This window comes from Enterobacter asburiae, assembly GCF_008080435.1.
Taxonomy (GTDB): domain Bacteria; phylum Pseudomonadota; class Gammaproteobacteria; order Enterobacterales; family Enterobacteriaceae; genus Enterobacter; species Enterobacter asburiae_C.
This window is the reverse complement of the sequence record NZ_VRKN01000007.1, coordinates 160338-175629: the sequence shown is the minus strand read 5'-3', so window position 1 is coordinate 175629 and position 15292 is coordinate 160338. Positions and strand designations below refer to the sequence as shown.

Sequence of the window (15292 nt, the reverse complement as noted above, 5' to 3'; positions counted from 1 at the left end):
TCGGCAGATGAGAACCGCGCACCTGAGGGATTACTGAATCCCCCCGCCCAGCGACTGCCACAGCGTGATGCGGTTTTCCAGGTCGGTTTGCTGCAGCGCGATCAGCGATTCCTGCGCCGACCACAGCGACCGCTGTGCGGTCAGTACCGTCAGATAATCCCCCGCGCCCGCCCTGTAGCTGCGCGTTGCCACATCCAGCGTTTTTTTCTCTGCCGCCACGTATTCGCGCTGGGCGTCGAGCTGCTCGCTCAGGGTTTCGCGTCGCGCCAGCGCGTCGGCCACGTCCTTAAACGCGCTCTGGATGGCTTTCTCATAGGTGGCGATCAGTCCCTTCTTCTCCGCTTCCGCGTAGCGCAGCTGCGCCAGGTTGTTCCCTCCGCTGAACAGCGGCAGGGTGATGGACGGCGCGAACGACCAGACCTTCATCCCGTGGCTGAACAGGGATGAGAGCGAATCGCTACCGACGCCCGCGCTGGCGGTCAGCGAAATGGTCGGGAAGAAGTTGGCGCGCGCCGCGCCGATGTTGGCGTTGGCGCTCAGCAGGTTATGTTCCGCTTCCTGAATGTCCGGGCGACGCAGTAGCGCACTGGAGCTGACGCCCGCCGGGATCAGCGTGATAGCGTTATCGCTCAGGCTTTCCAGCGTGCCGGGCAGCAGGTTCTCCGGCACCGTATCGCCCGCCAGCAGATTAAGGGCATTTTTGTCCTGCATCACCAGCGTCTGGTAGCTCGCCACGCTGGCGCGCGCCTGCTGATACACCGCCATCGCTTCGTTGACGTCCGTGGCGGCTGCCACGCCCACGTCCTGCTGGCGCTTCACTATCTTCAGCGAGTTTGCCGCGCTCTCCATCGTGGATTTCGCCAGCGCCAGGTTGCTGTTATCCGCCGCCAGCGTCACCCAGGCCGTGGTCAGCTCGCTAACCATCGTCAGGCGCGTGTTCTGCGCGGTGAACTCGCTGGCAAGCCAGGTTTCACGCGCGGCACGGGAGAGGCTCTGGTTGCGGCCAAACAGATCCAGCTCGAAGCTGGAGACCGCGCCGTTGGCTTCGTCGCTGGTGGTCACGCCGCTTGCCAGCGTGCGGCTGCGGGTGTGGCTCAGCTCGGCGTCCACCGTCGGGAACAGGGACGAGCGCGTTTCACCGTACTGGGCGCGGGCGGCATCGATATCCGCAATCGCTTTTTGCACGTCGCGGTTGCTGTTAAGCGCCATCGTCACCACGCTTTTCAGCCGCGCGTCGTTCATCACCTGCTGCCACTGGCTCACCACGGCGGTGGCTTCGCCGTGCGCGCCGGGTAAGGTTGCCGGGACGGGGGCGTCCGGGCGTTGATACGTTGGGTCTAACGACACGCAGCCTGCGCTCAGCAGGGCTAACGCTAAAATAGATACACGAAACATTATGACCTCCGGTTTGCGTGCTTACCGGAGAACAGACGTTTCACCAGTACAAAGAATAAGGGGACGAAGAAAATCGCCAGCAGCGTCGCGGCCAGCGTCCCACCGATAATGCCGGTACCAATCGCCACGCGGCTGTTGGCACCTGCCCCGGTTGCTACGGCCAGCGGCGTGACGCCTGCGATAAACGCCAGCGAGGTCATGATGATTGGACGCAGGCGCGTCTGGGCGGCTCGCAGGGCGGCGCGGGTCAGGGAGTACCCTTCAGCGACTTTAGCTTCGGCGAACTCGACAATCAGGATGGCGTTCTTCGACGACAGGCCAATGGTGGTGAGCAGCGCCACCTGGAAATAGACGTCGTTGTTTAGGCCGCGCAGGGAGGCGGCGACGGCCGCGCCCAGCACGCCAAGCGGGATCACCAGGATGACCGAAATCGGCACCGACCAGCTCTCATACAGCGCCGCCAGGCACAGGAACACGACCAGGATGGAGAGGGCATAAAGGCTCATCGCCTGACCGCTCGCCAGTTTTTCCTGCAACGACAAACCGCTCCACGCCCAGGTGCTGCCGGACGGCAGGCTGTTTGCCAGCTGCTCCATTTTGCCCATCGCCGTGCCTGAGCTGGCGCCGCTGGCGTTTTCGCCCTGAATCTCATACGCCGCCGAGCCGTTGTAGCGCACCAGGCTTTCCGGGCCATACTCCCAGCGGGTGGTGGCGAAGGCGGAGAACGGGGTCATGGTGCTGTCGCTGCCGCGCACAAACCATTTGTTGAGATCCGACGGTACGGCGCGGGTGTCGCTGTCGCCCTGGATGTAGACCTTTTTCACGCGGCCGCGATCGATAAAGTCGTTCACGTAGGTCCCGCCCCAGGCGCTGGAGAGGGTGTCGGTGACGTCGCTCAGGGATAGCCCCAGCGACACCGCCTTGTTGTTGTCGATATCGACCTGAAGCTGCGGCATCTGCGGCAGATCGTTGGCGCGCACGGCGTGCAGAGAACTGTCCTGATTGGCTTCGCCAATCAGCTGGTTACGCAGTTTCAGCAGCGCGTCGCGGTCGGTGCCGCCGCTGGCCATCAGCTCAAAGGTAAAGCCGTTGCTCTGGCCCAGGCCGTCCACCGCAGGCGGTGTCATGGCAAAGATGGTGGCATCACGGATGGTGCTCAGCTCCTGCGTGGCGCGCAGGGCAATGGCCTGAGCGGTATTCTCATCGCCTTTACGTTCGGACCAGTTTTTCAGGGAGACGAACGCCATCCCGGCGTTCTGGCCGCTGCCGCTGAAACTGAAGCCTTCAATGGTGAAAATAACGTTGGTGTTGGCTTTCTCTTTGGTGAGAAACCACTCGCGCACCTGGCGGCTGACTTCGGCGGTACGTACCGTCGTTGCGCCGGCTGGCAGGGTGTACTGCACCATGATTTCGCCCTGGTCTTCCGTTGGCAGGAAGCTGCCCGGCAGCTTAAGCATGGCGAAGCCCATCGCGCCGCAGAGCAGGGCATAGATGACCAGCATGCCGCCGGAACGACGCAGGGCGCGCAGCACCTTGTTCTGATAGCCATGCTCGGTTTTGCTGTAGAAGCGGTTAAATGCGCCGAAGAAGCCCTTTTTGTGCGGCGCCGTGTGGCTCAGAATCGAACCGCAGAGCGCGGGCGTCAGGGTCAACGCTACCACTACGGAGAGGAGCATCGCCGAGATAATGGTGACCGAGAACTGACGGTAAATCACCCCGGTGGAGCCGCCGAAGAAGGCCATCGGCAGGAATACCGCAGAGAGCACCAGCGCAATGGCGATCAGCGCGCCGGAGATTTCGCCCATCGATTTTTCGGTGGCTTCGCGGGCGGGCAGCCCTTCGTCGCGCATAATACGCTCGACGTTTTCCACCACCACGATGGCGTCATCCACCAAAAGCCCAATCGCCAGCACCATCGCAAACAGCGTCAGGGTGTTAATGGAATAGCCGAACAGCGCCAGCACGCCGAAGGTGCCCAGCAGAACGACAGGTACAGCCAGCGCCGGGATCAGCGTCGCGCGGATGTTTTGCAGGAACAGGTACATCACCACCACCACGAGGATAATGGCTTCGAACAGGGTCTGAATCACGTCCTCAACGGAGATCTTGATGAACTCGGTGCTGTCTTTCGGGTAGGCCACGTCGTAGCCTTCCGGCATCGACTTTTTGAACTCGGCGATTTTATCTTTCACCGCCGTGGCGGTGTTGAGCGCGTTCGCGCCCGGTGAAAGCATCACCGCCATACCCGCTGCCGGGTGGCCGTTGAGTTTTGCGGTTGAGGTGTAATCTTCGCTGCCCATCTCCACGCGCGCGACGTCGCTGATGCGCACGACCGCACCGCTGGACTGGCTCTTCACGATGATATTTTTAAACTGATCCACCGTTTGCAGGCGCGACTGGGCGCGCACGGTCGCGGTCAGCTGCTGGGCGTTCGACGAGGGCAGCGCGCCAATTTTACCGGCGGAAACCTGCACGTTCTGCGCTTCAATCGCGCTCTGCACGTCGGACGGCATCAGCGAGTACGACGCCAGCTTCGCCGGGTCGAGCCAGATGCGCATGGCGTATTCTGCCCCGAACACCTGCAGGCTGCCGACGCCTTCCACGCGCGCCAGCGGGTCCTGCATATTGCTCACCAGCCAGTCGGCGATATCCGAGCTGCTGGCCGTGTCGGTTTTATCGTACACGCCCATGATCAGCAGGAAGTTACTCTGCGATTTCTCGACGGTAATGCCGGACTGCTGCACCTCGGTCGGCAGGCGCGATTCTGCCTGCTGGACCTTGTTCTGCACCTGCACCTGGGCGGTGTCCGGATCGGTTCCCTGTTCAAACGTGACGTTAATGCTCACCGACCCGTCCGAGCTGCTGGTGGAGGTGAAGTAGAGCAGGTTATCCAGCCCGGTGAGCTGCTGCTCGATCACCTGCGTCACGCTGTTTTCCAGCGTCTGCGCGGAGGCACCGGTATAGGTGGCGGAGATTTTGATCGACGGCGGGGCGACGTCCGGGTACTGCGCCACCGGCAGCGTGCGGATCGCCAGCATCCCGGCAAGCATGATAAGAATGGCGATAACCCAGGCAAACACCGGGCGACGCACGAAGAAACGGGAAAACATCAGGCGTTCCCTCCGCTGGCTTTCATCTCTTCGGGTTTCACTTCCTGCCCGGCGGTCACTTTGTCGGTGCCTTCCACAATCAGCTTATCGCCCGCCTTCAGTCCGCTCAGCACCAGCCATTTGTCGCCGTAGGTGTCGCCCGTCTCCAGCTGACGCTGCTCGACCTTGTTGCTGGCGTTCACAACCAGCGCGGTGGCGGCGCCTTTGGCATCGCGGGTGATGCCCTGCTGCGGGGCGAGGATCGCGTCGTTCATGACGCCTTCATCCAGTCTGGCGCGAACGAACATTCCCGGCAGGAGCTGATGCTGCGGGTTCGGGAAGACGGCGCGCAGCGTGACGGAGCCGGTTGATTCATCCACCGCCACTTCGGTTAACGCCAGACGGCCTTTTTCACTGTAGGTGCTGCCGTCTTCGAGGATTAACGACACGCTTAGCGTATCGCTATTGGTGGCAAGGGTTTGCTTGCGTAAACGCAGCAGATCGGCGCTGGAACGGGTTAAGTCGACGTACATGCTGTCCAGCCCGCGAATGGTGGCGAGTGCGGTATCCTGCTGTGCAGTCACCAGCGCGCCGGGGGTCACGGAGGAGATGCCGATGCGTCCGGCAATCGGTGCGGTGACGGTGGTCCAGTTGAGGTTAATACGGGCGCTCTCCTGCGCGGCCTTCTTTGACTCAACGCTGGCCTTATCCTGTGCGCAGGTGGACTTCGTGTCTTCTGCGTCCTGACGCGACACGCCGTCGTCTTTCACCAGCTGCGCGTAGCGCTGGGCTTTCTGGCAGTCGGCCGCTACCAGCGCCTGGGCCTGTTTCAGCGCCGCGGCGGCTTCATCAAACGCCGCGCGGTAGCTGGAAGGGTCTATTTGATACAGCGCCTGGCCGGCCTTGACCGTATCGCCTTCGGTGAACAGCCGCTTCTGAATAATGCCGCCCACCTGCGGGCGCACTTCGGCGCTCATGGCGGCCGTGGTGCGGCCGGTCAGCTCACTGACGACGGACACCGGCTGGCTCATGAGGGTGACAATCCCCACATCCGCAAGAGGACGCTGGGGAGCAGATGTTTGCGCATTATCGCACCCTGTCAGGAGGAATAATGCCGCGATGGAGGTTGTTATGGTTTTCATAATCTTTTTTCCAGGGTGGACGATGCCTGCCCTGTTAATGGCTTAACAGGGAGGAGGGCTATTTAAAGGCACAGCGATACCGCATCTCCGGCATGGCCGGAAATGTTAAGTTGGGAAATTACTTATTCCCGTTAATTATTCACATGCGATTACTTCGCAGAGAAAAGCATATTTAAAATATTCTGATAGATAGGCTCTAATTGTTCTGACGGTACTTTTAAAGGCGCGAGTCGACGGTAAATAGTGCCTTCGATCATCACCGCGGTAATCTCCACGCAGCAGCGAATATGTTCATCGCTCAGATGAGGAAACTGTTTTTTCAGGTGCGCACAGGCGTTGGCAAACATACGGGCATCGGCTGCTGTTAACATGGCAGCCACCTGCGGATTACGCGTCGCCTCGGCAGACATTTCCAGCATCAGCGCATCGTCGTCTTCGTTGATCGTCTGACGCCAGGCGAGCGCCTGCGGCATCCCTTCCACCACCGTTTTGTCCTGCATCCCTTCGATACGTGAGTCGATAATACGGCGGATCATCTCTTCAATAATCGCGTCTTTGTTACTGAAATAACGGTAGATTTGCCCGACGCTGAGCTTCGCCTCACTGGCGATCTGCGACATGCTGGCAGCATGAAATCCGCTGGCGCGAAAGCAGCGACGCGCGGCGGTGATGATTTCGTCCTGACGTTGTTTTTGTCGTTCTTCCAGTTTCGTACTCATCGTCGGCTACCGTGTAAAAATGAGAATGATCGTTCTCAGTATACGTTTTGGGTGCGTATTGGAAAGGCCTTTTTTATTTAGATATTGAGAGAATGTTTCTGTATTTAAAAAATGGAGGAAATTAGGAGTTTTTATGAAGGTTAAGCTGTGAGATATTCAAATTGCGCTGAAAATAAGGAGAGAAATATGCACCTGAGCATAACAGATAATGTAACGCCCGCAGAAAAAGAAGAGCTATTTGTAGGGTTAAGAGCCTATAACGGACAGTTTATCGATCTGACAAACTTTAGCGGCGACATCGGTGTTTACGTACGAGACGATAAAGGCGTCATGCTCGGCGGGCTAATTGGGGTACGAAAAGGTGACTGGCTGAATATCGACTTCCTCTGGGTGAGCGACACCGTGCGCGGATCCGGCGTCGGCAGCCAGCTCATCAGAACGGCTGAAGAGGAAGCCAGACGCAAAGGCTGCAAGCACGCGCTGGTGGATACCGCCAGCTTCCAGGCGCGCCCGTTCTATGAAAAACAGGGGTACCAGCTGCAGATGTCTTTGCAGGATTATCCTTATCCGGGCATGCAGCGACATTATCTGGCGAAGCCCCTTTAAGTCCGTTTCTGCGATTATGGATTCAGCTATTTATTGCGAGTCGCATTCCTAATTTGAAGCGTGTTGCTTGTCTTCTTTTCAGGCCCTGGCGCATGCTTTGGCCTGGTCAAGTAAACCATGGAGATGGCAATGGAACGCACAGCAAAACTCTTCAAAAAGGGGCGAAACCAGGCCGTGATGCTGCCTGCTGAATTCGCATTTGATACAGAGAGCGTGTACATCCGACGGGATGAGGAGGGGAATGTCGTTTTGGCGGCAAAACCTGTTCAGACAAAGAGTTGGGATAAGTTTTTCCGCATGCTGGCAGTTACGGACGTACCGGATTCGTTTCTGAATAAAGACGAACGTAATCAGAGTGTTACGACAAGAGACCCTCTGGATGGAGCATGTTCATAAGGCATATGCTGGATACGAATATCGTGAGCCACTTGTTTAAACGACACCCGGAAGTTGTAAGCAGAATGACATGTTTGACTCCGGGAGACGTTTGTATCTCAAGCATTACCGAAGCGGAGTTGCTTTATGGTGCTGATAAGAAGAAAAGCAGTAGATTGAAAGAAACAATCCAGGAGTTTCTCAATACCATCACGATTTGCGACTGGGATAGTGATGCCGCCGCAACGTACGGCGAACTCCGTGCCGCGATGGAGAAAAAAGGGAAAGTGATGGGGGATCTCGATCAGCTGATCGCTGCACATGCTATCAGTCGGGGGTCACTAACGATCGTGCATTCAGAATGGTGCAGGAGCTTGCCGTCGAGGACTGGACGACAACGTTGTGATCCCTGATGCCCGGTGGCGCAGCGCCACCCGGCAATACCCGCATATAACTTATCCTTCTTATTGATTCTTTTTCGTTTTTTATTTCACCGCCTCGTTGTCGATATAGTCACTACAACATTCAGCAAAAGGAACTGTCTTGTGAAACGTCGATTGGGTGCTCTGGTACTTGCTGGCCTGCTGCTGGCGGGGTGCGATCAAAGTGGCAGCGATGCCAAACACATTAAAGTGGGCGTTATCAATGGCGCCGAACAGGACGTGGCGGAAGTCGCCAAAAAGGTGGCAAAAGAGAAATATGGCCTGGACGTGGAGCTGATCGGCTTCAGCGGCTCGCTGTTGCCTAACGATGCCACAAATCAGGGGGAACTGGATGCCAACGTCTTCCAGCATCGCCCGTTCCTTGAAGAAGATAACAAGGCGCATGGCTACAAACTGGTGGCCGTGGCGAACACCTTTGTTTTCCCGATGGCCGGCTATTCCCGCAAAATCAAATCCGTTTCTGACCTGAAGGACGGGGCGACCATTGCCATTCCAAACGACCCGACCAACCTTGGTCGCGCGCTGTTGCTGTTGCAAAAAGAGAAGCTCATTACCCTGAAGCCGGACACCGGGCTGCTGCCGACGGCGCTGGATATTACCGCTAACCCTAAGCACCTGAAAATCATGGAGCTGGAAGGGGCGCAGCTGCCGCGCGTGCTGGACGACCCGAAAGTGGATGTCGCCATCATCAGCACCACCTACCTCCAGCAAACCGGGCTGTCACCGGTGCATGACAACGTCTTTATTGAAGACAAAAACTCGCCCTACGTGAACATCGTAGTGACACGCGAAGACAACAAGGACGCGGAGAACGTGAAGGCGTTTATCCAGTCGTATCAGTCACCGGAAGTGGCAAAAGCGGCCGAGACGATATTTAACGGCGGGGCAGTGCCAGGCTGGTAAGGTTGACCCGATTCCATCGATCATCGCCCTTTAGCCCACATCGGACAACGCCGCATCTGGCTATTCTCCTTATCACACCAACAGGAGAATAGCCCATGAACATCACTCAAATTCGCAATGCCACCCAGGTAATCACCTACGCAGGAAAACGCTTTTTAATTGATCCCATGCTCGCGCCTAAAGGTGCTTACCCGGGTTTCCCCGGCACGGCACATGCGGATATTCGTAATCCGACGGTCGAGCTACCTGTTGACGTCAACATGCTGCTGGATACCGATGCGGTGATTGTCACCCACACTCACGACGATCATTGGGATCAAACCGCGATTGCCCTGATCGCTAAAGACAAGCCGATCTACGTACAAAACGACAGCGACGCCGCGCTGCTGAAGAGCCAGGGGTTTACTCACCTGACCGTGATGACTGAAGAGACTGCATTTGGCGATGTACATATCGCAAGAACTCACGGCGGGCAGCACGGTACCGATCGCGCTTACGCCGTGCCGGAGCTGGCGGAGCGTCTGGGCGAGGCCTGTGGCGTGGTGCTGCGTCATCCCGATGAGAAGACGCTCTATCTTGCAGGAGATACCGTCTGGCGTGACGAGGTGGCGGCCGATCTGCAAAAGCACCAGCCGGATGTGGTGGTGCTGAACGCTGGCTATGCCCACGTCATTGGTTTTGGGCCCATTATTATGGGGCAGGAGGATGTGCTCAACGTTCATTTCCTGCTGCCGCAGGCTAAAATTGTGGCGAGTCATATGGAGGCGATTAACCACTGCCTGTTGACCCGCAGCGCGCTGCGTGATTACGTTGAAGCCAATCAGGTGAGTGACGCAGTGAGCATTCCCCAGGATGGCGAAACCGTTATATTCTGAGTGCGTTAAAGGGAAAGGAGAAACAGATGTCGCCAATCAACGTCGCGATTGTCGCAGTAGACGGGTTCAGCCCGTTCCACTACTCCGTTCCCTGCATTCTGTTTGGTGATTCGGTCTCCGGCGAGAAGCGCTTTAACGTGACGATCTGCGCCGAAACGCCGGGTTTTCTCACCTCGAAAGACGGATTTGCCCTCAACGCCACGCAGGACTACACCGCCATTGGTCAGGCCGATATTGTCGTCGTTCCCTACTGGCAGCATGTCCTTGCGCGGCCGCCTCAGTCGCTGCTCGACAGCCTGGTGCAGGCAAGAGACAACGGCGCGGAAATCGTCGGGCTGTGTCTGGGGTCGTTTGTGCTGGCCTATGCGGGGATCCTTGATGGCAAACGTGCGGCCACCCACTGGGAGTTCGAACATCAGTTCCAGTCGCTCTTTCCGCATGTCCAGCTGGATATTAATGCCCTGTACGTGGATGACGGCAATATCATCACCTCTGCCGGTACCGCGGCTGCGCTGGACTGCTGCCTGTATATCATTCGCCAGCGCTTTGGCAGCGTGGTCGCCAACCAGATTGCCCGCCGGATGATTGTACCGCCCCATCGCGAGGGCGGGCAGGCGCAGTTCATCGCCCAGCCGGTACCCAAAGATACCCGTGACGGACGCATTAACTGCCTGATCGACTACCTACAGCAACACATCACCGAACCGCATAGTCTGGACTCGCTGGCGGAGGTGGTTTCGATGAGCCGCCGCACCCTGACCCGTCATTTTATTAAAGCTACGGGGATGAGCGTCGCCGACTGGCTTACCGCTGAACGCCTGCGGCGCAGCCAGATCCTGCTTGAAGCCGGAAATATGCCGATTGAGCGAGTGGCCGAGCTGGTGGGATTTAATTCCGCCGTCACCTGGCGACAGCAGTTTAAAGCGCGTTTTGGGGTGAGTCCCGCTGAGTGGCGAAAAACGTTTCGGCTTCATGCCTAGTGTATTACGGCTAACTCCAGATTTAAGGGTTAGTTAAATCATTTCTCATATTTTCTTAATCAACCTCTCACTTTTCTGAAAAAGTATTTTCTTTGATGTCCCTTAAAGCAAATTAGATATACTCGCATTAAGAATGCTCCTATATTTCGAGAATATTAATTGCGAATAAATTTTGTGGCATGGATGAATAGCAATAAAATAAAAAAAGAATAATTTCATTAGAAAATTATATTGTTTTTATCTTATCTGTTGCGCTTTTTTCAGCGAGCGTTAACGCTGCACCGTTGTCGCCAGCCGACCGCGACACTATTCAGCAGCAACAGCAGCAGCTTTTATTACAGAACCAGCAACAGCGTGAAGAGCTGGAGCGGAGTATTCCTCGCCCCGCGCCCGCCAGACCGCTGCCCGTTACCGGCACCGGGCCCTGTTTCACCATTGATACCATTACCCTTTCCGGCGCAACCTTAATCCCCCCGAAAACCCGACAGGCCCTTGTTGCGCCGTGGCAGGGCCGGTGTCTGGATATGGCGAAAATAACGGAACTTCTCGCCCATATTTCTGACTGGTATATCAGCCGGGGATATATCACCAGCCGTGCTTTTCTCACCGAGCAGGATCTCTCCGGCGGTCAGCTGAATATTGTTGTGCTGGAAGGCCGTCTGGAAGCGATCCGTCTGGAAGGCGAAACGCCGCGAATGCTGAAAATGGCGTTTCCGGGACGGGTGGGCGGCATCCTTAATTTACGCGACATCGAACAGGGTATGGAGCAAATTAACCGTTTGCGCGCCGAACCGGTTCAGATTGAAATTCTTCCGGGGACGCAGGCCGGATATTCCATCGTTAATCTCACGGCAAAGCCGGAATTTCCGTTAAGTGCATCGGTAAGCCTGGATAATAGCGGGCAGAAGAGCACCGGTGAAGACCAGCTTAACGGTGTGCTCACCGCCAGTAATATGCTGGGGCTGGCGGATAAATGGTTTGTCAGCGGCGGGCGCAGCAGTGATTTTGCCAGCGCGTACGATGCGCAGAATTTCCAGGCGGGCGTCAGCGTGCCGTTTGGCTACGGGTTACTGGACTACAGCTACGCCTGGAGTAATTACCGGACCACCATCAGTAACCAGGGATTTAACTGGCTCTCCACGGGCGATACCAAAACCCACCGCCTTAACGCGTCATGGGTGGTTTTCCGCAACGGGGATGTGAAAACCGGCATTGCGGCTGGCATGGTTCAGCGCTCCAGCCGCAACTGGCTCAACGACGCGCCGCTTCAGAGCAGCACGCGCAACCTCTCCAGCCTGGTCCTGGGGATTACCCACACGCAAAAAATGCTGGGCGGCGTGGCGACCTTCAACCCGACCTGGAGCCACGGCATGCCGTGGTTCAATGCCGAAACCGACGAAAATAAATCCGGGGATATGCCGCGGGCAGAATTCCGTAAATGGAGTCTGAACGCCAGTTTCCAGCGTCCTGTCGCCCGTAACGCGTGGTGGCTGACCAGCGCCTACGGCCAGTGGTCGCCCGACCGGCTGTACGGCGCCGAGCGCCTGACGCTCGGCGGCGAAAGCTCCGTGCGCGGTTTTAAAGAGCAGTACCTGTCCGGGGATAACGGCGGCTACTGGCGTAACGAGCTGGGGTATTCCCTCTTCACCCTCCCGGTGATTGGCGCGGTGAGCGCAACGGTCGCCGTTGACGGCGGCTGGCTGGAAAAAGACAGGCAGGACCGCTTTGCCTCCGGCACGTTGTGGGGAGGCTCGGTGGGGCTGAGCAGCGCAGGGCGCTGGTACAGCAGCCAGATTTCGGTCGGTACGCCGTTGCACTACCCCGACTGGCTCGGCCCGGATCATGTGAGCGTTAACTGGCGCATTGCCTTCATGCTTTAAGAGACTCTACGACTATGGATACCCGTCACCCACCCGTTCGTTTCTCGCAGCGTCTGATCAGCTGGATTGTCTGCGGCCTGATGGTCTGGCAGCCGATGGCGCCTGCCGTCGCGGCGGCGCTTACGCCGACCGGGCAGACCACGGTCGATCGGGCGGGGAACGGGGTGCCGGTCGTCAACATTGCCACGCCGAACGGGGCGGGTATTTCGCATAACCAGTTCGGTGAATATAACGTCGGCAAAGAGGGGCTTATCCTCAATAACGGCGCGGACCGTTTAACCCAGACCCAGCTGGGCGGGCTTATCCAGAACAACCCCAACCTGCAGGCCGGGCGGGAAGCGAAAGGCATCATCAACGAAGTCACGGGGGCAAACCGCTCGCAGCTGCAGGGCTATACGGAAGTCGCCGGTAAGGCGGCAAACGTCATGGTGGCCAACCCGTACGGGATCACCTGTAACGGGTGCGGATTTATCAACACCCCGAACGTCACCCTGACAACCGGCAAGCCGCAGTTTGACGCCAGCGGTAACCTGCTGGCGCTGGAAGTGACAAAAGGGGCCATCACGGTCGAAGGCCAGGGGCTGGACGCCAGCAAGAGCGACGCGCTGACGATTATTGCGCGCGCAACGGAAGTGAACGCCGCGATCCACGCGAACGACCTGACGGTGACGGCAGGGGCGAACCGCGTGGGCGCAGACGGCAGCGTTAAGCCGATTACCGGTGAGGGTGCCGCGCCCGTGGTGGCGGTGGATACCGGCGCGCTTGGCGGGATGTATGCCAACCGTATCCGCCTGGTCTCCAGCGAGACGGGCGTGGGGGTGAATCTCGGCAACCTCACCGCGCGCCAGGGCGATATTCAGCTGGATGCGGGCGGCAAACTGACGGTCACGAACAGCCTGGCCAGCGGATCGATTAGCGCGAATGGTGCGGGGGTGGCCCTCAGCGGCAGCCATCAGGCCGGTGGCGCACTGAATGTGGCCAGCTCGCAGGATGTGGAACTGAATAACAGCACGCTCGCCAGCCAGGGCGATATGCGCCTTTCCGCTGCGGGGAAAGTGCAGATGACGAGCGGCGGGACAAACAGCGCGGGCGCGCTGGCGGTCAGCAGCGGGCAGGCGATGACGCTCAGCAATACCTCCCTTATCTCCCGCGGCGCGGCGACGCTGGACAGTAAAGACACCCTGACCGTCAACGGCGGCGGCGTGTCGGCACAGGGCGGGGCACTGACCGTCGCAGGCGGGCAGGGAGTTGCACTTTCGGATGCAACGCTGACAGGCCAGGGCGACACCACGCTGTCTACCGGCGGCAGCCTGACGCAGCGCGGCGGCAGCGTCACCAGCAAAGGCGCGCTCAGCGTGGCGGCCGGGAAAGACATCACGCTGACCAATACCCGCAGCGGAAGCGATACCCGCGCGACGCTGACCAGCGGCGGCACGCTGTCATCCACGGCCAGTGCGGTCTCTGCAGGGGAGAGCCTGGCGCTGAGCGGCGGGCAGATAGTCCTGGACGGCCAGAGCAGGGCCGATGCCGCGGCAGATATCCGCCTGACGGGCAGCACCGTCAGTAACCAGGGGCAGGTGAATGCGGGGCGCGACATTGCGCTCTCCGGCGACAGGGTGTCAAACAGCGGCCAGCTGGCGGCGAAAGGGCATCTGGATGTGAATGCCGGAGACCTGACAAACGGCGGCACGGCGCAGGGCAACGACGTCACCCTGAAGGGGCAGACGGTCACCAACAACGGCACCCTGCAGAGCGCCGGTAACCTGGCGTTAAGCGCCGGAACCCTGGAGCAGCGGGGCACGCTGAGCGCGAAAGGTAATGCGAACGTCACAGCGCAGCAGACCCTGCGTAACGGCGGCAGCCTGCTGGCTGACGGCGCGATGAACGTGACCGCTGGCACGCTTGAGCAGAATGGCACCCTGTCCGGCGCGACGACGCTGACGGCGCAGGCCGGTACCCTGACCAGCGGTCAGGCGTCCCGCACCACCAGCCAGGGCAATGTCCAGCTTACCGCGACCCGCAGCGCCAGCCTGAACGGGCAGACGGACGCGGCGGGGGCATTAACCGTCAGCACCGGCGACCTGATCACCGGCCAGGATGCGCACCTGCAGAGCGGGCAGGCGCTCACCCTGCAGGCGCAGAATGCCACGCTGAACGGCACCCGGGCGGCGAAGGGCGCCCTGTCGGTGACGGCGGGCACGATTGCGCATGCCGGGAAATCCACCGGTGACACGCTGAGTTTGCACGCGACCGGCGACCTGACCAGCGGCGGGGAGCTCACCGCCAGCGCCATTACGCTCAGCGGACAGAACATCCTCCAGTCCGGTGTTGCAAAAGCGGACCGCATGACCCTGACGACCCCCGGGCGCATCACCAGCAGCGGCTCTCTGGTTGCCGGTACCCTCTCGCTGGACGCTGCCTCGGTGGAGAACGGCGGGCTGCTGCAGGGAACCACCCTGCTCAATCTAAAGACCGGGTCACTCACGAACCTCGCCGGCGGGTCGGTCTACAGCGCGCAGGATTTAACGCTGAACGTTCCGGTGCTGGCTAACAGCGGGCTTATCACCACTGACGGCACGCTGCGCATTAAAGGCGACACGCTGACAAACCAGGGTGAAATCAACGGCGTCAGCCTGAGCAGTGAGTACCTCAACCTGACCAACAGCGGACGTATGCTGGCGGACGACCGGCTCACGCTGAACGGCACTGCGTTTACTAACGCGGGCAGTATTGCCGCCGGCGACCTGCATATCACGGCGAACAGCCTGCAAAACCAGGGCACCGTTCTGGGGGAAGATACCCTGACGCTCGGCGTGGCAGACATCAGTAACCAGGGCGCGCTGCGCAGCAGCGGAACGCTGACGCTTAACGGCGAGACGCTTGCC

At 59.0% G+C, this 15292-nt stretch carries 10 protein-coding genes and 2 pseudogenes; 8 read left to right on the top strand and 4 right to left on the bottom strand.

From position 1 onward, the window contains the following. Window positions 1-30 precede the first annotated feature (30 nt). From FU672_RS15270 to FU672_RS15255, 4 genes are all read right to left on the bottom strand, one after another. Window positions 31-1395: an efflux transporter outer membrane subunit gene (locus FU672_RS15270; RefSeq protein ID WP_148243862.1), complete on the bottom strand. Its 1365-nt coding sequence runs from the start codon at window positions 1393-1395 to the stop codon at window positions 31-33. Next, on the bottom strand, window positions 1395-4505 hold the full coding sequence (locus tag FU672_RS15265; protein ID WP_148243861.1) for an efflux RND transporter permease subunit: 3111 nt from the start codon (window positions 4503-4505) through the stop codon (window positions 1395-1397). The genes FU672_RS15270 and FU672_RS15265 overlap by 1 nt, the downstream gene beginning before the upstream one ends. Beyond that, complete coding sequence (locus tag FU672_RS15260) at window positions 4505-5626, bottom strand: efflux RND transporter periplasmic adaptor subunit (protein ID WP_148243860.1); 1122 nt, start codon at window positions 5624-5626, stop codon at window positions 4505-4507. The genes FU672_RS15265 and FU672_RS15260 overlap by 1 nt, the downstream gene beginning before the upstream one ends. A gap of 149 nt (window positions 5627-5775) precedes the next feature. Further along, window positions 5776-6345, bottom strand: coding sequence for a TetR/AcrR family transcriptional regulator (locus FU672_RS15255; protein ID WP_148243859.1), 570 nt, complete (start codon window positions 6343-6345; stop codon window positions 5776-5778). A gap of 186 nt (window positions 6346-6531) precedes the next feature. Here FU672_RS15255 and FU672_RS15250 point away from each other — a divergent pair, with 186 nt between their 5' ends. The 8 genes and pseudogenes from FU672_RS15250 to FU672_RS25470 form a co-directional block, all read left to right on the top strand. Continuing rightward, window positions 6532-6951: a GNAT family N-acetyltransferase gene (locus FU672_RS15250; RefSeq protein ID WP_148243858.1), complete on the top strand. Its 420-nt coding sequence runs from the start codon at window positions 6532-6534 to the stop codon at window positions 6949-6951. 129 nt (window positions 6952-7080) lie between these two features. Further along, window positions 7081-7347 carry an antitoxin gene (locus FU672_RS15245; RefSeq protein WP_148243857.1) on the top strand — a complete coding sequence of 89 codons (267 nt, stop codon included), beginning with the start codon at window positions 7081-7083 and terminating at the stop codon, window positions 7345-7347. Then, window positions 7338-7732 (top strand): annotated as a pseudogene (locus tag FU672_RS15240) (type II toxin-antitoxin system VapC family toxin). The gene FU672_RS15245 and the pseudogene FU672_RS15240 overlap by 10 nt, the downstream one beginning before the upstream one ends. Window positions 7733-7871: 139 nt before the next feature. After that, the gene (gene nlpA / locus FU672_RS15235; RefSeq protein ID WP_148243856.1) at window positions 7872-8672 is read left to right on the top strand and encodes a lipoprotein NlpA; all 801 of its coding nucleotides are present in this window, start codon (window positions 7872-7874) and stop codon (window positions 8670-8672) included. A gap of 95 nt (window positions 8673-8767) precedes the next feature. Beyond that, entirely contained in the window at window positions 8768-9547 is a 780-nt protein-coding gene (locus tag FU672_RS15230; RefSeq protein WP_148243855.1) for an MBL fold metallo-hydrolase, read from the top strand. A 26-nt stretch (window positions 9548-9573) separates the two neighbouring features. Next, entirely contained in the window at window positions 9574-10527 is a 954-nt protein-coding gene (locus FU672_RS15225) for a GlxA family transcriptional regulator (RefSeq protein WP_148243854.1), read from the top strand. 209 nt (window positions 10528-10736) lie between these two features. Beyond that, a complete protein-coding gene (locus tag FU672_RS15220; protein ID WP_410053332.1) occupies window positions 10737-12407 on the top strand; it encodes a ShlB/FhaC/HecB family hemolysin secretion/activation protein in 1671 nt (556 codons plus the stop codon). Window positions 12408-12421: 14 nt separating this feature from the next. Continuing rightward, window positions 12422-15010 (top strand): annotated as a pseudogene (locus FU672_RS25470) (two-partner secretion domain-containing protein); the annotation flags it as partial. Window positions 15011-15292: the final 282 nt, after the last annotated feature.